At 61.8% G+C, this 17,751-nt stretch carries 15 protein-coding genes; 4 read left to right on the top strand and 11 right to left on the bottom strand.

Annotated elements, in window-relative coordinates:
- Positions 1–107: 107 nt before the first annotated feature.
- The 5 genes from H6B31_RS02380 to H6B31_RS02360 form a co-directional block, all read right to left on the bottom strand.
- Positions 108–644, bottom strand: coding sequence for an SMI1/KNR4 family protein (locus H6B31_RS02380; protein ID WP_204897029.1), 537 nt, complete (start codon positions 642–644; stop codon positions 108–110).
- 160 nt (positions 645–804) lie between these two features.
- Positions 805–1,995 (bottom strand): M20 metallopeptidase family protein, encoded by a 1,191-nt coding sequence (locus H6B31_RS02375; protein ID WP_204897028.1) that lies wholly within the window; start codon positions 1,993–1,995, stop codon positions 805–807.
- A 434-nt stretch (positions 1,996–2,429) separates the two neighbouring features.
- Positions 2,430–2,687 carry a spore coat protein gene (locus H6B31_RS02370; protein WP_191346274.1) on the bottom strand — a complete coding sequence of 86 codons (258 nt, stop codon included), beginning with the start codon at positions 2,685–2,687 and terminating at the stop codon, positions 2,430–2,432.
- Between the two features lie 13 nt (positions 2,688–2,700).
- Positions 2,701–2,886: a hypothetical protein gene (locus H6B31_RS02365; protein WP_087287636.1), complete on the bottom strand. Its 186-nt coding sequence runs from the start codon at positions 2,884–2,886 to the stop codon at positions 2,701–2,703.
- Between the two features lie 35 nt (positions 2,887–2,921).
- Positions 2,922–3,500, bottom strand: coding sequence for a hypothetical protein (locus tag H6B31_RS02360; RefSeq protein WP_204897027.1), 579 nt, complete (start codon positions 3,498–3,500; stop codon positions 2,922–2,924).
- 163 nt (positions 3,501–3,663) lie between these two features.
- Here H6B31_RS02360 and H6B31_RS02355 point away from each other — a divergent pair, with 163 nt between their 5' ends.
- The gene (locus H6B31_RS02355) at positions 3,664–4,743 is read left to right on the top strand and encodes a 6-phosphofructokinase (protein WP_204897026.1); all 1,080 of its coding nucleotides are present in this window, start codon (positions 3,664–3,666) and stop codon (positions 4,741–4,743) included.
- Positions 4,744–5,048: 305 nt separating this feature from the next.
- On the opposite strand, the gene H6B31_RS02350 is transcribed toward H6B31_RS02355, so the two are convergent.
- The 6 genes from H6B31_RS02350 to H6B31_RS02325 all read right to left on the bottom strand — a co-directional run bounded on the left by H6B31_RS02350 (position 5,049) and on the right by H6B31_RS02325 (position 12,822).
- Complete coding sequence (locus H6B31_RS02350; RefSeq protein WP_204897025.1) at positions 5,049–6,140, bottom strand: hypothetical protein; 1,092 nt, start codon at positions 6,138–6,140, stop codon at positions 5,049–5,051.
- A gap of 57 nt (positions 6,141–6,197) precedes the next feature.
- Positions 6,198–7,079 carry a YitT family protein gene (locus tag H6B31_RS02345; RefSeq protein WP_191342695.1) on the bottom strand — a complete coding sequence of 294 codons (882 nt, stop codon included), beginning with the start codon at positions 7,077–7,079 and terminating at the stop codon, positions 6,198–6,200.
- Positions 7,080–7,167: 88 nt separating this feature from the next.
- Entirely contained in the window at positions 7,168–9,414 is a 2,247-nt protein-coding gene (locus H6B31_RS02340; protein ID WP_204897024.1) for a DNA gyrase subunit A, read from the bottom strand.
- Positions 9,415–9,899: 485 nt separating this feature from the next.
- Positions 9,900–10,373 carry a GNAT family N-acetyltransferase gene (locus H6B31_RS02335; protein WP_204897023.1) on the bottom strand — a complete coding sequence of 158 codons (474 nt, stop codon included), beginning with the start codon at positions 10,371–10,373 and terminating at the stop codon, positions 9,900–9,902.
- Positions 10,374–10,393: 20 nt separating this feature from the next.
- Complete coding sequence (locus H6B31_RS02330; protein WP_204897022.1) at positions 10,394–10,786, bottom strand: hypothetical protein; 393 nt, start codon at positions 10,784–10,786, stop codon at positions 10,394–10,396.
- A 50-nt stretch (positions 10,787–10,836) separates the two neighbouring features.
- Complete coding sequence (locus H6B31_RS02325; protein WP_204897021.1) at positions 10,837–12,822, bottom strand: DNA gyrase/topoisomerase IV subunit B; 1,986 nt, start codon at positions 12,820–12,822, stop codon at positions 10,837–10,839.
- A gap of 153 nt (positions 12,823–12,975) precedes the next feature.
- On the opposite strand from H6B31_RS02325, the gene H6B31_RS02320 reads away from it, so the two are divergent.
- The 3 genes from H6B31_RS02320 to H6B31_RS02310 all read left to right on the top strand — a co-directional run bounded on the left by H6B31_RS02320 (position 12,976) and on the right by H6B31_RS02310 (position 17,468).
- Entirely contained in the window at positions 12,976–13,449 is a 474-nt protein-coding gene (locus tag H6B31_RS02320) for a hypothetical protein (RefSeq protein WP_204897020.1), read from the top strand.
- A 1,113-nt stretch (positions 13,450–14,562) separates the two neighbouring features.
- A complete protein-coding gene (locus tag H6B31_RS02315; RefSeq protein WP_204897019.1) occupies positions 14,563–17,208 on the top strand; it encodes a heavy metal translocating P-type ATPase in 2,646 nt (881 codons plus the stop codon).
- On the top strand, positions 17,205–17,468 hold the full coding sequence (locus H6B31_RS02310; RefSeq protein WP_204897018.1) for a metal-sensing transcriptional repressor: 264 nt from the start codon (positions 17,205–17,207) through the stop codon (positions 17,466–17,468). The genes H6B31_RS02315 and H6B31_RS02310 overlap by 4 nt, the downstream gene beginning before the upstream one ends.
- Positions 17,469–17,751: the final 283 nt, after the last annotated feature.

Here is a 17,751-nt window from a genome sequence, read left to right as displayed (position 1 = left end):
TTAAAACATAAATTACTTCTTCCCGTTTCTCCTTTTGTAAGCTCTACTTTTCTTCATTATGAGGTGTTGCCATAACTTCTAAACTATGACACCCAGTTTCCGTAAAATCAATAAATTTGTTTTCCAGTTAACCAAGATTCCACAAATTTAAGAAATGTATTAGGCGCATAACAAGGAAATATTCCTATATCAGAAAAAAACCACATATTACCTCTTTCATTTCCTGTCAGAATTAGGTTTAAACTTCCTCCATCTCCTGTACAGATAAGCGCTATATTTCCATATTGAACTGGTAGAAGTAGGCGATCGACTCTTTGATTCCATTCCTCATCTGATTCATTGGGCAGGGGATTTGTATCATTATCTTCCCAGATCCAAGGTTCCGTATATAAAAATTCTTTGGCCAAAAATTCATTATCATCAATTACGGTTCTAAAAGACTTCATTTCTGGATACCAATGGTTATTATTAAAATACCTGTCCCAACCGTCTCCAACTTCTGTAAGGAATTTAACATACTCACTTGGAAATGTTATTTGTAATTTTGATTCCGCATCTTTTATGGCGCTTATTTCAACCGCTTTTCTCGGTTGAATGCCTTTTTGCTGCATTATCATTTTAATACTCTCAATTAGACTATTCATGTATCATCACACCAACCGTGATTCAAATTACAACACAATATCAAAACGTTTTTCTCAAAGCACAATAAATTACTTCCCCGTGCCTCTCTCTGTTAAGCCCTGCTATTTGGTAAAACCACCAGAGTTTAGACTATCACTGCTTATCTTGAAAAGGGCCTTCTCACCTGTTTGGCGACAGATCGTCCAGAGCGAACTGGGTCAGCAGGGCAATCCCCGGGAGCAGCGCCTCGTCGGGGAAGATGTTCTCCGCCACATGGAGCCCCAGGCCGCTCTGGGGAAGCCCCTCCTGGGCGGTGCCAAGCTGGAACTGCACTCCCCGGTTTCCGCACTCCTCCAGCAGGCAGGAGAAGTCGTCCGACCCCATGGACGGGGCCCGGCCCGTCTCCACGCAGTCCGGTCCCAGCACCCGGTCCGCCGCCCGGTGCAGCAGCCGGCAGCTCTCCGGGTCGGTGACCAGCGGGGGGACGCCCAGCTCCACCGCCGCCGTGCAGCTCCCGCCGAAGGTCCGGCAGAAGTCCTCCCCGATCCGGGCGATGGCCTCCAGGTGCTGACGCCGCACCTGGTTGTCCAGGGTGCGCAGGGTCCCCCGGAGGGTGACGGTATTGGGAATAATATTGGGGGCGGTGCCGCCGTGGATCTCTCCAAAGGTGAGCACCACCGGGTCGGTGGGGTTGTTGTTCCGGCTGACCAGGGTCTGGAGCTGCATCAGCAGCCCGGCGCTGAGGACCACCGGGTCCACGCACAGCTCCGGGTGGGCGCCGTGGCCCCCCTTCCCCGTCACCTCCAGGCGGATGCTGTCGCAGCTGGCGTTGGCGATCCCCTCCCGGATGGAGATGGTCCCCAGGGGCAGGTCGGGGGCGCAGTGGAAGCCCACCACCGCGTCAGGCGTTCCATCCCGGAACAGGCCCTGGCTCAGCATGGCGGCCGCCCCGTCAAAGGTCTCCTCCCCGCACTGGAAGATCAGCAGCACGTCTCCCCACAGCTCCTCCCGGTGCCGGGCCAGCAGCTTGGCGCAGCCCAGCAGGGCGGCGGTATGGACGTCGTGGCCGCAGGCGTGGCACACCCCCGGCGTCTGGGAGGCAAAGGGCAGCCCGGTATTCTCCAGGATGGGCAGGGCGTCGATGTCCTCCCGCAGGGCCAGCAGCTTCCCGGGGTGTCCGCCCCGAATCCGGGCCGCCAGCCCGGTGGGGAAGCCGTAGTCCAGCACCTCCGCCCCGTATTCCTCCAGGCAGGCCCGGATGAGCCGGGTGGTCTCCACCTCCCGGTGCCCCAGCTCCGGGCATCGGTGTAGCTTATGCCGAATGGCCTGGATCTCCGGATAGACCGCCCGGACCTCACTGCGTACTTCCATGGGTTCCCGCTCTCCCTTCTATGTGTCTGCCCCGCCGATCCCGGCAGGCTCCTGTTTTGTTTCCTATTATACCTGCATTGGGTGGAAAAGAGTAGCCCGGAAATGAGATTTTTCCAGGAAAGGTCCGCCCGCGCAAAAAACAGGACGCGGCCGTCTGCCGCGTCCCGTCAGGCTGTCGGAAAAGTCCAGGGACTTTTCCGACAGCCTGCAAAAATGCCGTTACTTTTGCGCCGCTGTGCAGCGCAAAAGTCCGCGCTTCGCGCGCCGAGAGCCTTGCGCAGCAAGACTCCCGGCGCATTCAATCCCATTCGAGGCGGGCGGCTGCCCCCTCGAGCTCCCCCGCCCATGCTCAAACAGATTCTGTTCCGCACAGGCTGTTCGACAAGTTGACGGGACGCGGCCGTCTGCCGCGTCCCGTCGCTGTTTTCTGCCGCTCATGCGGTGGGCTGCTGATTGGAATACTTGGTATAGGCCTGGTCGATCTTGTCGGTCTGGGCCTGCTCGGGGCTGTACCATCCCCGCTCCTGGGCCAACTGGAAGAGCTCGGTCTGGCTGTGGTGGCTCTGGTTGAAGAGGCGGAGGAACTCGTCCCGCAGGGGAATGCTGACACACTCCGAGGCGAAGGTGTCATAGTTGGCGGCCATCTTCTTCTCGCTGCACAGAAAATCGGTGATGCGCTCCTGATCGGTCATCCCGTTCCCCTCCTTATTTCAAATAGCCCAGCAGGGTGGTGTAGTTCTGACGGTGCTGGTCCGCCATGCTCTGGAGCTTTCCCTTCAGCCCGTCGTCCTGGCACTCCTGGACGGCGGACAGATACTTGCAGTGGAGCACCTTCTCAAAATCCAGCTGGTCGGACAGGGCCTGCAGCTCCTTGGTGGTCAAAATCGGCATGGTATCTCCTCCTTATGGCGTCAATCAGGCTTTCTTCAGTCTGCCCCCTCAGTATGTCCCCCCTCCGGCGGTTCTATGCGGGGCAGGACGGGCGTTCCCTCCAGGTCGAAGGCCCACACCAGCCAGGGCCGCCCGCCCCGGTGCTCCACCCTGGCCAGACAGAATAAAACCGGAATGGGAAAGGGCCGTTCCGGCCGGAAGGGCGCGGACAGCAGGCACAGCGCCCCATCTTTTCGCGCGCAAAAGCCGGAACGGCCCCGCAGGCTCTCCTTCACCAGGGGGTCCCGGCACAGCCGCTCCGGGCGGGACTCTGGGGCCCAGGCGCTCCCCGCCCCCTCCGCTCCGGGAAAGGGGTAGGTGAGCACGCAGTTTCCCCCCGTCACCGGCCAACACCCCGCCTGCTCCAGGCTGGAGCGGCTCACCGTCCGCCTCAGCCGGAGCCCGCCCGCCTCCGGCACAAGGGTGCCCAGCAGCAGGCTCCCCTGCCGCCCCCGGACCCAGGCCTTGTACAGCCCCCGGCCGTCGTCCGGCCGCGCCGCCTCCAGATGGACCCTGGGCCCCTCCTCCCGCAGGGAGAGGGTCCCGCCCCCCTCCATGCGCCATAGCTCCGACACAGCCCGTCCCCCTCTCTCCCTTTCGCACCTTCTCCTGTCCAGTGTATGCCTGCCCCCGGAAAAAAAGAGGGGGATTTTTCCTCTTTTCTCTTGACAAATCCCGGGAAAGGTCCATACTTTTGTTCTGGACCGATCATTTGACACAAAGGAGGCAGCATTCAGTATGAAAAAACGTGTGGGTATCCTGACCTCGGGGGGCGACTGCCCGGGGCTGAACGCCACTCTGCGGGGGGTGGCCAAGGCCCTCTATCAGCGCCTGGGCGAGGACCATGTGGAGATCATCGGCATCTCCAACGGCTACTCCGGCCTGATCAACGGGGACTGGCGGGTGATGCAGCCCAGCGAGTTCTCCGGCATCCTGACGGTGGGCGGCACCATCCTGGGCACCAAGCGCACCCCCTTCAAGCTCATGCGGGTGGTGGGCGAGGACCACATCGACAAGGTGGAGGCCATGAAGAAGAACTACGCCGAGATGAAGCTGGACTGCCTCCTGTGCCTGGGGGGCAACGGCACCCATAAGACGGCCAACCTGCTCGCCGAGGAGGGGCTGAACATCATCGGCCTGCCCAAGACCATCGACAACGACATCTTCGGCACCGACGTGACCTTCGGCTTCCACTCCGCCATGGAGATCGCCACCGAGGCCATCGACCGGGTGCACACCACCGCCGGCAGCCACAGCCGCTGCATGGTGGTGGAGCTTATGGGCAACAAGGCCGGCTGGCTCACCCTCTACGCGGGCATCGCCGGCGGGGCGGACATCATCCTCATTCCCGAGCTGCCCTACTCCATTGAGAACGTGTGCGCCGCCATTGAGAAGCGGGCCGCCCAGGGCAAGCGCTTCTCCATTCTGGCGGTGGCCGAGGGGGTCTACGATGTGAAAGAGGCCCGCATGAAGAAGAAGGAGCGGATGGCCAAGCGGGCCGAGCAGGGCTACACCACCGCCACCAACCGCATCGCCAAGGAGATCGAGGAGCTCACCGGCATCGAGACCCGTATCTGCGTCCCCGGCCACATGCAGCGGGGCGGCAGCCCCTCTCCCTACGACCGGGTGCTGGCCACCCAGTTCGGCTCCTACGCCGCCAAGATGGTGGAGGACGGCAACTACGGCATCACCGTGGCCATGAAAAACAACCACGTGGGCGAGAACAAGCTCAAGGACATCGCCGGCAAGAGCCGCCTGGTCCCCGAGGGCCACGGCATGCTGGAGGTGGCCCGACGCATGGGCATCAGCGTGGGGTAATTGCTTTTATACCGTAAAAAATAGGAGTTCCTGTTTCAGGAACTCCTCAGTTTGTCGAAAAACCTCTGTTTAGACGAATCCGCCCGAGTATTGGCGGGGGAGCTCGAGGGGGCGGCAGCCCGCCTCGAGTGGGATCAAATGCCCTGAATGCCTTGCAGGGCAAGGCGTTCAGCGAGCGCAGCGAGGACTTTTCCGCCGTTGAACGGCGGGAAAGTAACGGCATTTTTCAGGCTGTCGGAAAAGTCCTTGGACTTTTTTGACAGCCTGAGGAGTTCCTGTCTCAGGAACTCCTATTTTTATGATTGTTACGTCTCTTCTTCCGCCGCGCACACCGGCACCCGCTCGCTGTCCCAGGTATAGCCTGCCTCGGCCATCTCCTGGTCGGTGCGGAAGACGACCTCCCCCGACTGGGTCAGATCCACGTGCCGGTAGCCGCCGGCGGTCTGGACCACATTCCACAGGTGGGAAACCCCGTTCCACTGGCCGTCCACCACCGTGCAGGAGAGGGCGGGCTGGGTCCTCTGGCACAGCAGGGCCAGGGCCAGGGCCATCCCCTGGCTGTCGGCCGTCCCCTCCAGCAGCGCGTCGTAGGCGGTGGAGCCGCCCCCCTCCTGATAGGAGCAGGTCTGGCGCACCAGCCGGACCAGCTGGGAGAGCACATCCTCCTGGACGCCCGCCTGGGTCAGCAGGCGGTCCGCCTCCCGCTGAAGGGAGTTGCGCCGGCTCTCCAGGGTCTGGCGGGACTGGTGGTAGGTGAGCAGCACCTCCACGATCCGCCGCTGTCCCGTCTCCGGGTACATGGTGATCTGGGCGTCCGGGAAATCCAGGGCGGAGGCCGGATTGGACAGGTATGCCTCCCGCATCAGCTGCCGGATGTACTCGCTGTCCTCCTCAAAGTAGCTGATGCGCAGCACCACTTCGCTGGAGAAGTCCGAGAGGGCCTCGCTGAGCTCGCTGCGGATGGCGGCGGTGCCGGTGGCGTCCACAATGGCAGCCACCTGCTCCCGGGTGCGGCGGTAGGTGATCTGTACATTCGCCTCATAGCTGCCCACGATGGGGGTGACGCTGTACTTGATGTACTCCACCGCATAGGCCCCCAGGGGGTCCTCCTGGACCACCTCCAGACAGGCCTCGTCCAGCATCTGCTGGATCGCCGTCTCGTCGCTGTCCCCGCCGTCAAAGCGGATGGCTCCCCCCTCGGTTCCCCGGCCGATGAGGTAGATCAGGGCGTTCACCAGCTCCTGATAGCTCCCCACCCGGATGGTGTTGCTCTCCCCATCGGCCTGCGGCGTGGCGCTGTGGGGCGTCACGCTGGTGTAGTCCCGATTCAGGATGGCGGAGCACCCGGTGGTCAGCGCCATCAGGGCGGCCAGCGCGCCGCAGAGCCATCGTTTCATCCCAGGGTCCTCCTTCCTCCGTCCGGTTCCGTCCCCGCGCTCCTTTCAGGGAGGGGATCAGATGTCGTTCTTCTGATAGGTCTTGAAGCCGTTGCCCGTCACCTCGTGGGCGTCGCACACAATGATGAATGCCTTGGGGTCGATCTCAAAGATGATCTCCTTCAGATTCACGATCTCCTTCTGCTTGAAGGCGCACATGAGCACCAGCTTGTTCTCCCCCGAGTAGGCGCCCTTTCCCGGCAGGACGGTGACGCCCCGGTCCATCTGGCCCACAATGGAGTCGGAGATCTCATGGGCCTTCTCGCTGATGATGTAGGCCACCTTGGCGGTGTCCAGGCCGTAGAGCACCATGTCGGTGACATAGGCGCACACCACCTGGGCAATGAAGCCGTACAGAGCGGTGGTCAGGTTGCCGAAGGCCAGGGCCACCAGCACCACCACCGCCGTGTCGATGACCAGCAGCATATTCCCCATGGAAATCCAGGGCAGCTTCAGCTTCACCAGCCGGGCGATCAGATCGGTGCCGCCGGTGGTGGCCCCTTTGGCAAAGATGATGCCCAGGGACAGCCCGATCAGCGCGCCGCCGCACACCGCGGCCAGCATCTGGTCCATGGGCTGAAAGTCGATGATCAGGGCAAAGGCGTCCACCGCCACAGAGGACACCACCATGGAGTACAGGGAGGTGACCAGCAGATGGCCGCCGATGAACTTCCACCCCAGGATAAACAGGGGGATGTTGATGACCAGCACAAACATACCGATGGGGATGGCGGGGATAAAGGCGTTGACCACCTGGCCCACGCCGGTAATGCCGCCATAGCCGATGAGGTTGGGGGTATAGAACCAGTCAAAGGCAAAGCCGTACAGGATCGACCCCACCGTGATCCAGAAATAGGCGGAAGCGGTCCGCTTCCAATCCACTTTTTTCAGTGCACTCATAAAATTTTCTTCTTCCTTTCCATCCTGCGGGCAAATAACCCGCTCCTTCCGATTCTATGTTCTGCAGAGCAGAGAGTCCTACTCCTTACTACTCCAGCAGGGACATCTGCTTCTCCCCCCGGTCCTCCTCCTTCAGGAGGGCGCCGGCCACCGGCAGGCTCCGGGCCCGGTACCGGGCGGCGTTGACGATGGCCGTCTCTCCAAGAGGCAGGGCCTTCTCCACCACCCGCTTGGGCTTCAGGGTCATCACATTGACCCCCTGGGTGGTGCGGGTGGTCTTGGGGGCCAGGAGGGCGGTGTGGAACACCATGCACCGGCCGTCGCTGGAGTAGACCGCCAGCTCGAAGTCCTCCCGCACCAGGAAGGCCGCCGCCAGGGGCGCCTTGTCGGAGTAGGCCCCGGTAAGCTTCTTCCGGCGGGTCTGGGTCTGGTAGGCGGCCAGCTCCACCCGCGCCACCTTGCCGTTGGCAAAGACAAACAGCAGCTGCCCGGAGTAGTCCCCGGGGATGCAGGCCCACACCACCCGCTCCTCCGGGTCCATGGCCAGCTTGGTGGGCAGGTAGTCGCCCAGGACGCTGGCCTTGGAGTCGTCGAAGTCGGACATGCGGGTCTTGTAGCACTGCTGCTTGTCGGTGAACACCAGCAGCTCGTCCCGGTTGGTGCCCTCCCAGCTGAGCCAGGGGCCGTCTCCCTCCTTGTACTTCTGGTCGCTGGCCATCCGCAGGGACTGGGGGGTGATCTTTTTGAAGTACCCCTCCTGGGAGAGGAACAGATTCACCGGGTAGTCCGGGGTCTCGTCCTCCTCCCCCTGGTCCTCGTCGGCCTGGTAGTCATAGAGGATCTCCGTGCGGCGGGGAACGGCGTACTTCTTCTTCACCTGGGTGAGCTCGTCCATGATGATCTTCCGGATGCGCTTGGGGTCGTTGACGGTGACCTCCAGGTCGGCGATCTCCGCCTCCAGGGCGTCCACCTCCTGGGTGCGCTTGAGGATATACTCCTTATTGATGTTCCGCAGGCGGATGTCCGCCACGTACTCCGCCTGGACCTGGTCGATGCCGAACCCGATCATCAGGTTGGGCACCACCTCCGCGTCCTCCTCGGTCTCACGGATGATCTTTATGGCCCGGTCGATGTCCAGAAGGATGCGCTGGAGGCCCTTCAGGAGGTGCAGCTTGTCCTGCTTCTTCTTCATGTTGAAGTAGACCCGCCGCCGCACGGATTCAGCACGCCAGGCGGTCCACTCCTCCAGGATTTCCCGCACCCCCATCACCCGGGGCATGCCGGCGATGAGGATGTTGAAGTTGCAGGACTGGCTGTCCTGGAGGGGGGTCATGCGGAACAGCTTGGCCATGAGCTTGTCCGGGTCGGTGCCCCGCTTTAAGTCGATGGCCAGTTTCAGGCCGGTCAGGTCGGTCTCGTCCCGCATGTCGGCGATCTCTTTGATCTTCCCCGCCTTCACCAGCTCGGCCACCTTGTCCATAATGGCCTCCGAGGTGGTGGAGTAGGGGATCTCGTAGACCTCGATCAGGTTCTCTTCCTTCACATACCGCCATTTGGCCCGGACCTTAAAGGAGCCCCGGCCGGTGCGGTAGATCTCCCCCAGGGCCGCCGGGTCGTAGATCAGCTCGCCCCCGGTGGGCAGGTCGGGGGCCTTCAGGGTGGCCATGATGTCGCAGTCCGGGTTCTTCAGATAGGCGATGGTGGTGTCGCACACCTCCCCCAGGTTAAACCCGCACACATTGCTGGCCATGCCCACGGCGATGCCCTGGTTGGCGGACACCAGTACGTTGGGGAAGGTGGTGGGCAGCAGGGAGGGCTCCTTCAGCTTGCCGTCGTAGTTGTCCACAAAGTCCACCGTGTCCTGGTCGATGTCCCGGAACAGCTCGGCACAGATGGGGTCCAGCCGCACCTCGGTGTACCGGCTGGCCGCCCAGGCCATGTCCCGGGAGTACACCTTGCCGAAGTTGCCCTTGCTGTCCACAAAGGGGTGGAGCAGGGCCCCGTAGCCCCGGCTGAGGCGTACCATGGTGTCGTAGATGGCCGCGTCCCCGTGGGGGTTTAACTTCATGGTGGCCCCCACCACGTTGGCCGACTTGGTGCGGGGCTTGTTCAGCAGGCCCATATCGTACATGGTGTACAGCAGCTTCCGGTGGCTGGGCTTGAAGCCGTCGATCTCCGGGATGGCCCGGGAGACGATGACGCTCATGGCGTAGGGCATGTAGTTTAGTTCCAGCGTCTCGGTGATGGGCTGCTCCAGCACCTCGGCGTGGAGGCCCATCACGTTGGAGTTTTCCACTTTTGGCTTTTTGTCGTTGGGTTGTTTCTTCTTTGGCATTACATTCCGTCCTTATTCTTCATCCATACACTTTTTATATCATTATATCAATCAAATGGAACATATCTCATCTCTTGCAGGGGATTTCGCCCTGCGGGGCGAGTTTCTTTCCCAGCGATGGGAAAGAAACCAAAGGATCGCCGGGGGACGCGGCCGACGGGCACTTCGTGCCCATAGGACCGCTTACCCCCGGTCCCCCATTACAGGAGTTACCCCTTCGGTCGAGCAAATATTTCCGGCGCGCAAAATCTGAGTGGCCGGTCTAAATTCCCGCCGTAGGGGCGGGTCCGTGACCCGCCCGTGCCTTCCCCTTTAGGCCGATTCCTCCTGTCAGGGGGAAATGTCCCAAAGGGACAAAAGGGGTAGGGGCAAGTGCCGAGCGCAGCGAGGCGGATGAGGTCGTAGGGGCGGCACACTGGGCCGCCCGCGGGCTGATCTGGGGCCGGCCCCTGCGAAAAGCACCGTATGGGGAGCGAAACGTCCCCCTAAAACCGTCCCTCAGATGAAACGTCCGGCAACACGCGCCGCATATACAGCAGCGGATACGGCCCGCCCTGCTCGTCCCGCTCCGTGCGCCGGTAGGTCTGAAATCCCATGTGCTCATAAAATCCGATGGCCTGGGGATTCTGCTCGTTCACCGTCACTTCCTGGACCGCGTACCGATCAAACCCATATTGAAGCAGGCGCTTTCCGTATCCTTTCCCCCGGGCCTCCGGGGCCAGAAACAGCATCTCCAGCTTCTGCTCCCCGATTCCCATAAAGGCCGCCGGCGCTCCGCCCTCGTCTTCCAGGACGATCAGGTGGGGGACCTGCTCCAGCGCTTGGGGCACGTAGGGCTTGATTTTGGCAATCTCCTCCCCTGACAGGAAGGTGTGAGTGGCCTGGACCGACCACTCCCATATGATAAGCAGCTGGGCAATCAATTCCGGGCCCCGTTCGTTGATCTCAACGGCTGTCATATCCGCTCCCCTCTGCGCCGTCAGGCGCCCTCTTCCAGCAAGTGTCGCAATTCGTTCATAGAAATCTCCCACTGTGCAGTATTGTCCGGATCAGCGATACACGTCTCCAAGGCGCCGCACAATTCGACCAGATAAGGCTTCGCCTGCTCCGATTCATAGACCAGAACACCCATCACCGCATTGGCATCAATCTGGCCGTTGAGGTTTTCCAACTTGGCTGCATTAACCATTGTCTGAAATTCCGCTGCTCCGTACCAGTAATCGCCTTCATCCCCATAATTCAGATAATCTAAAAAGCGCGCACGGGCTTGCAGCATACCCTGGAGCCGCAGATCGTCAACCTGATAAGGCGTCTCTCCCCGCTGCCATAAAAAACGCACGCCAGGGCCAGCAGCACAGACAGAGCCGGCCAAAATTTATGCCTCATGGTTCTCTCCTTTTGCATGCCTAAAGATTGAACGTACTATGAGATATCCGCCAGCTCCAGATACTTATATCCGTTGTCTGCGATGTGGTTTTTCCGGCCCTGGAGGTCGTCCCCCAGCAGCAGGTCGAAGATCTGGGCGGTGCGCTCCACATCCTCGGGCATGACCTTGATGAGCCGCCGGGTCTCCGGGTTCATGGTGGTCAGCCACATCATGTCCGGCTCGTTCTCACCCAAACCCTTGGAGCGCTGGATGTCGTACTTTTTCCCCTCCAGAGAGGCTACAATGTCGTTTTTCTCCTTGTCGGAGTAGGCAAACCAGGTCTTCTCCTTGCAGGTGATCTCGTACAGGGGGGACTCGGCGATATACACGTACCCCTGCTGGATGAGGGTGGGGGTCAGACGGTAGAGCATGGTGAGGATCAGGGTGCGGATCTGGAAGCCGTCCACATCGGCGTCGGTGCAGATGACCACCTTGTTCCACCGCAGGTTGTCCAGGTCGAAGGCGGACAGGTCCTTCACGTGCTTGTCCTTCACCTCCACCCCGCAGCCCAGCACCTTCAGCAGGTCGGTGATGATGTCGCTCTTGAAGATCTTGGCGTAGTCCGCCTTCAGGCAGTTCAAAATCTTGCCCCGGACGGGCATGATCCCCTGGTACTCTGCGTCCCGGCTGAGCTTGACCGCCCCCATGGCGGAGTCGCCCTCCACGATGTAGAGTTCCCGCTTGGACACGTCCTTGGTGCGGCAGTCCACGAACTTCTGCACCCGGTTGGAGATGTCCATGGAGCCGGTGAGCTTCTTTTTGATGTTCAGACGGGTGCGCTCCGCCGTCTCTCGGGAGCGCTTGTTAATGAGGACCTGTTCGGCGATCTTCTGGGCGTCGAAGGGGTTCTCGATGAAGTAGACCTCCAGCTGGGAGCGGAGGAAGTCGGTCATGGCCTCCTGAACGAACTTGTTGTTGATGGCCTTCTTGGTCTGGTTCTCATAGGAGGTCTGGGTGGAGAAGTTGTTGGACACCAGCACCAGGGCGTCCTGGATGTCGTTAAAGGTGATCTTGGCCTCGTTCTTCTGGTACTTCCCCTGCTGCTTCAAATAGGAGTCGATGGCGGAGACGAAGGCGGACTTCATGGCCTTCTCCGGAGAGCCCCCGTGCTCCAGCCAGGAGGAGTTGTGGTAGTGCTCGATGACGGACACCTTATTGGAGAAGCAGAAGGAGACCGACAGCTTCACCTTGTACTCCGGCTTGTCCGCCCGGTCCCGGCCCTTCCGCTCGGTCTGCCAGAACACCGGCTGGGTGAGGGGCTCCTCCCCGGCCAGCTCGGTGACATAGTCCAGAATGCCGTTCTCATACTGAAAATCCGTGGTGGAAAATTTATTAGGGGCGGTCTCCTCCCGAAAGCGGAAGGTGACCCCGGCGTTGACCACCGCCTGGCGCTTGAGCACGTCGGTGTAGTAGTCCACGGGGATGTCGATGTCGGTAAAGACCTCCAGGTCGGGCTTCCAGCGGATGGTGGTGCCCGTCTTTTTCCCCCGGTCGGTGGGCTCCTTCTTCAGGCCGCCGATATTCTCGCCCTTCTCAAAGTGGAGGGAGTATTTGAAGCCGTCCCGCCAGATGGCGGCGTCAAAGTATTCGCTGGCGTACTGGGTGGCGCAGGAGCCCAGGCCGTTCAGACCCAGAGAATACTCGTAGTTGTCCCCGTCGCCCCCATATTTGCCGCCGGCGTACAGTTCGCAGAACACCAGCTCCCAGTTGTACTTCTGTTCGTTCTCGTTCCAATCCACCGGACAGCCCCGGCCCTGGTCCTCCACCTGGATGGACTTGTCCAGATAGCGGGTGACGGTGATCAGGCTTCCGTGTCCCTCCCGGGCCTCGTCAATGGCGTTGGAGAGGATCTCAAAGACCGCGTGCTCACAGCCCTCCAGGCCGTCGGAGCCGAAAATGACCCCCGGGCGCTTCCGCACCCGGTCGGCCCCCTTCAGCGCGGAGATGGACTCATTTCCGTAATTCGCTTTTTTTGGTGCCATAAATTCGCTGCCTCACTGTTCTATCGCATACTATAACAGGATAATGATACTCATTTCCCGGCGGAAAGTCAAGGAAAGGCCCGGTTTCCACGGGGAACGCCGCATAAAAATTTCTGTTTCATCCAAACTGTATCCCAAAAGGGGGCGGCAGATTTGGGTCCTTTTCAGGTGATTGAGGAGCAGGAGGGCATTGAGGCGGACATTCTCCGCCGCCTGGCCCGCCACGGCCGCAGCCTGGGGCAGATTCCAACCGCGGACCACCCCGCCCTGCTGGTGGTCTCCCCAAGGGCGGCGGCCCACGGGGACGGACGGCCCGAGCGCTGCCGCATGGCCCTGCTGCCGGGGGACACCACCCTCCCGGGGTGGGACCTCCAGGCGGCCAGCGCCGTCAGCTACGGCTCCGGCCCCAAAAACACCCTCACCCTGTCCAGCCGGGAGGGGCGGAAGCTGTGGCTGGCCCTCCAGCGGGAGCTGGTCACCATCCAGGGCCAGGTGGTGGACCGGCAGGAGTTCCCCTGGATGTTGGACCACGGCGCCTCTCCCCAGTCCGCCCTGGCGGTGGCGGGAGCCCTCCTCCTGCTGGGCGTCCCGCCGGACCAACTCTCCGTCCCCCGCTTCCCGGCATAGCAGGAAATTGTATCCGCCTATTGACAAACCTAGTTTCCTGGTATACAATCATGGTACCCCTCCCCCGGGGGGTGTTGTTCTTTGAGTTTGCGTTGGTCTCAACGTGTGCTTAAAACTTCGATGGGCGGCCCGGTGTGCCGCCCCTGCGGGTTGAAACGATTTCCTCACGGCGGGCGGCCGCAAGGGCCGCCCCTGCGGCAGAAAACGGACCATTTCGAGAAATGGCGGGAGGGGCAAGCCCCTCCCCTACAACAGGGCCGGGACGGTTTCCGTTTTGCGTAGGGGAGCCCCTTGGGGCTCCCGCCGGTGGATTGCCCAAGCCAAGAAGTTACCCTCATCCGCCCCAGTGTGAGCACTGGGGCACCTTCCCCCTTGAAGGGGGAAGGCTCGGCGGGCGCACAATGTGCGCCCCTACGGTAGGAGATAGACCGGTATCGTTGGTTTGGCAAAGCCAGGCGTACCAATGGACCCGCACCGGCTGAAATTTTCCACCCAAACAGGCCGCCGAAGGCGGCCCCCAACGCAAAGCCCAGCGAAGCGGGTTTGCGTTGGAGAGGAGGAGCGATGGAGTGAGCGAGCTTTGTCCGGCAGGACGAAGCGAGGGATACGAAATCCGCGACGACGAAGTGGCCCGGATTGAATTGCAGAAAATCACTCAGGTTTTGCGCGCCGGAAATGACGCAACACCTTTCAGGAGGGGCCCCCGTAAATGGGGGTCCAGGGGGTGAGCGAATATGAGCGCGAAGCGCTCATCCTGAGCTCATCCCTTGGTGCCTCTCAAGGTGAATTGGCCCGAAGGGCCAAGAGAAGGTGGCCTGGCCCATTGGCTTCTTTCTGGGCATCCAGAAAGAAGCTCGCCGCCCGCAGGCGGCGAAATCCCCCCGCAAAAAACCACCGAAGCGGCGCGCCGGGTCGTGGCCCAGGCCAGCCTCTCTTGCCCCTGCGGGGCAATTCACCTTCTCGCACCCTACGAGGTGGCCGAAACCTGCCCCCTCATCCGTCACGGCTTCGCCGTGCCACCTTCCCCCCAGGGGGAAGGCTTAAAAAGAGCGGGCAACGAAACTCCCTTCCATCCCCTTACCACTCCAATTCAAAAAAGTTTGGTGATCTCCTATGAAGCAAAAATTCAACGTCACCGGCATGACCTGCTCGGCGTGCTCGGCACATGTAGAGAAAGCCGTCAACAAGCTGGACGCCGTGCGCAAGGCGGAAGTCAGCCTGATGACCAACTCCATGACAGTGGACTACGACGAGAGCGCCCTCACCCCCGACAGCATCATCCAGGCGGTGGTCCACGCGGGCTACGGGGCCTCCCTGCCCCAGGCAAATAAGGATGCGGCCCAGGCCAAGACGGAGCGGCCGGAGGCCCAGATGGAGGCCGAGCTGTCCTCCATGAAGCACCGTCTCATCTGGTCCTTTGTGTTCCTGATCCCCCTTTTCTACATCTCCATGGGCCACATGTTCGGTGCCCCCCTCCCCGGCTTCCTCACGGGGCTGGAGAATGCGGTGGCCTTCGGCCTGACCCAGCTGCTGCTCACCCTGCCCATCATGTACATCAACGACAAATACTACCGGGTGGGCTTCAAGACTCTGGCCCACTTAGGGCCCAATATGGACTCCCTCATCGCGGTGGGCTCCTCCGCCGCGGTGATCTACGGCATCTTCGCCATCTACCAGATGGGCTACGGTCTGGGCCACAGGGACTGGGCTCTGGTGGAGCAGTACCATATGGATCTGTACTTCGAGTCCGCCGGCATGATCCTCACCCTCATCACTCTGGGCAAGTACCTGGAGACCCGGTCCAAGGGCAAGACCAGCCAGGCCATCACCCGGCTCATGGACCTGGCCCCCAAGACCGCCAGCGTCCTCCGGGACGGGGTGGAGGTGGAGATCCCCGTGGAGGAGGTCCGGGTGGGGGACCGCATCGTGGTCCGGCCCGGCCAGTCCATCCCGGTGGACGGCGTCATCGTGGAGGGGACCTCCGCCGTGGACGAGTCCGCCCTCACCGGCGAGTCCCTGCCTGTGGACAAGGGCCCCGGCGACAAGGTGGCCGCCGCCGCCATCAACAAGTCGGGCTCCTTCACTTTCGAGGCCCTGCGGGTGGGGGAGGACACCACCCTGGCCCAGATGATCCGCCTGGTGGAGGAGGCCTCCTCGTCCAAGGCCCCCATCGCCAAGCTGGCCGACAAGGTGGCCGGCGTGTTCGTCCCTATCGTCATGGTCATCGCTGCCGTCACCGCGGTGGCCTGGTTCTTCGCCAGCGGCTATGACATCACAAAGGCCCTCACCACCGGCGTGGCCGTGCTGGTCATCTCCTGCCCCTGCGCCCTGGGTCTGGCCACCCCCGTGGCCATCATGGTAGGCACCGGCAAGGGGGCCGAGAACGGCATCCTCATCAAATCCGCCGAGGCTCTGGAGACCCTGCACACGGTAAACACTGTGGTGCTGGACAAGACGGGCACCCTCACCCAGGGCAGGCCGGTGGTCACCGACGTCCTCCCCGCCGACGATATGGACGAGGAGGGGCTGCTCATCCTGGCCGCCTGTCTGGAGGGCCCCTCCGAGCACCCCCTGGCCACCGCCATCGTGGAGGAGAGCAAGAAGCGGAACCTCCCCGTCACCACAGTTGGAAACTTTACCGCCCTCCACGGCCGGGGCGTCCGGGCCACCCTGGGGAACCGCACCTGTATGGGCGGCAACCTGGCCATGATGGAGGAGGCCGGAGTGGACCTGGGGAGCTTCCCCGCAAAGGCGGAGGAGCTGGCCGCCCAGGGCAAGACCGCCCTGTACTTCGCCGATGAGCACCAGGTGCTGGGCCTCATCGCCGTGGCCGACACCCCCAAGCCCACCAGCGCCGGGGCGGTGGCCGCCTTCCGAAAGCTGGGCCTGGACGTGGTCATGCTCACCGGCGACAACCAGCGCACCGCCGACGCCATCGGCAAAGAGCTGGGCGTCACCCAGGTCATGGCCCAGGTGCTCCCCCAGGACAAGGAGCGCAAGGTGAAGGAGCTCCAAGAGCAGGGCAAGAAGGTGGCCATGGTGGGCGACGGCATCAACGACGCCCCCGCCCTGGCCCGGGCCGACGTGGGCCTTGCCATCGGGGCGGGCACCGACGTGGCCATCGAGAGCGCCGACATCGTGCTGATGAAGTCCGACCTGATGGACGCGGTGGCGGCGGTGGAACTGAGCCGGGCCACCATCCGGAACATCAAGGAGAACCTGTTCTGGGCCTTCTTCTACAACTCCATCGGCATCCCCCTGGCCGCCGGCGTGTTCTACGCCCTGGGCATCACCGACTTCATGCTCAACCCCATGTTCGGCGCCGCCGCCATGAGCCTGAGCTCCGTGTGCGTGGTGACCAACGCTTTACGCCTGCGCTTTTTCAAAAGCAAATTCCGCACCCAAGCACCCCAATCCCAGCAAACTGAGAACGTCCCCGGCCCCGCCGGTGATGACAGCGGCACAGCTCCCGCCTGTGCGCCTTGCACCCAGAGCTGTCCCGTTGATTTGGAAGAAAGCACCCAAGCAAATGAAGGAGGAACTGAAACCATGACCAAGACACTGAACATTGAAGGCATGATGTGCGCCCACTGTGTGGCCCACGTGGAGAAGGCCCTGTCCGCCCTGGGGGGCGTGACCTCCGCCAAGGCCGACCTGGAGAACAAGTGCGCCACCGTCACCCTGGCCGCCCCCGTCTCCGACCAGGAGCTGAAGGACGCGGTCACCGAGGCGGGCTATGAGGTGGTGTCCATCCAGTGAAGGCGGACCACACCCAGGTCACCCGCCTGCTGAAGACCGCCCGGGGACAGATCGACGGCATTCTCAAAATGATCGATGAGGACCGGTACTGCCTGGACGTGTCCCACCAGCTGATGGCCACCCAGTCCATTTTGAAAAAGGCCAACCGCATGGTGCTCAAGGCCCACATGGACTGCTGTGTCCGGGAGGCGGTGGAGAGCGGGGACCCGGAGAAAAAGCTGGAGGAGCTGGCGGTCCTGCTGGACCAGCTGGCCGACTGACCGGCCCACAAAAATGCCGTTGCTTTCCCGCCGCACAGCGGCGGGAAAGTCCTCGCTGCCCTCGCTGAACATCTTGCCAAGCAAGGCATTCAGGACATTCGATCCCACTCGAGGCGGGCTGCCCCTCGAGCTTCCCCGCCAAAACTGAGGGCGGCTGAATCGGGACCACTCCCGGCTCAGCCGCCCTTTTGATTTCCACACACCAATACAGAGGAGGGGAGTTCCTGGAACACAGGAACTCCCCTCCTTAAAATTTCCACATTACCCAAGGGCAATGTCCCGG

The sequence above is a fragment of the Pseudoflavonifractor capillosus genome, from assembly GCF_016899775.1.
Lineage (GTDB): Bacteria > Bacillota > Clostridia > Oscillospirales > Oscillospiraceae > Lawsonibacter.
Note: the sequence above shows the minus strand (reverse complement) of the source record. Positions and strands in the feature narration are given on the sequence as shown.

Excerpts from the sequence above, each read along its gene's own strand:
- H6B31_RS02380 (WP_204897029.1), bottom strand. The coding sequence starts at position 644 with ATGAATAGTCTAATTGAGAGTATTAAAATGATAATGCAGCAAAAAGGC.
- H6B31_RS02375 (WP_204897028.1), bottom strand. The coding sequence starts at position 1,995 with ATGGAAGTACGCAGTGAGGTCCGGGCGGTCTATCCGGAGATCCAGGCC.
- H6B31_RS02370 (WP_191346274.1), bottom strand. The coding sequence starts at position 2,687 with ATGACCGATCAGGAGCGCATCACCGATTTTCTGTGCAGCGAGAAGAAG.
- H6B31_RS02365 (WP_087287636.1), bottom strand. The coding sequence starts at position 2,886 with ATGCCGATTTTGACCACCAAGGAGCTGCAGGCCCTGTCCGACCAGCTG.
- H6B31_RS02355 (WP_204897026.1), top strand. The coding sequence starts at position 3,664 with ATGAAAAAACGTGTGGGTATCCTGACCTCGGGGGGCGACTGCCCGGGG.
- H6B31_RS02350 (WP_204897025.1), bottom strand. The coding sequence starts at position 6,140 with ATGAAACGATGGCTCTGCGGCGCGCTGGCCGCCCTGATGGCGCTGACC.
- H6B31_RS02345 (WP_191342695.1), bottom strand. The coding sequence starts at position 7,079 with ATGAGTGCACTGAAAAAAGTGGATTGGAAGCGGACCGCTTCCGCCTAT.
- H6B31_RS02340 (WP_204897024.1), bottom strand. The coding sequence starts at position 9,414 with ATGCCAAAGAAGAAACAACCCAACGACAAAAAGCCAAAAGTGGAAAAC.
- H6B31_RS02335 (WP_204897023.1), bottom strand. The coding sequence starts at position 10,373 with ATGACAGCCGTTGAGATCAACGAACGGGGCCCGGAATTGATTGCCCAG.
- H6B31_RS02325 (WP_204897021.1), bottom strand. The coding sequence starts at position 12,822 with ATGGCACCAAAAAAAGCGAATTACGGAAATGAGTCCATCTCCGCGCTG.
- H6B31_RS02315 (WP_204897019.1), top strand. The coding sequence starts at position 14,563 with ATGAAGCAAAAATTCAACGTCACCGGCATGACCTGCTCGGCGTGCTCG.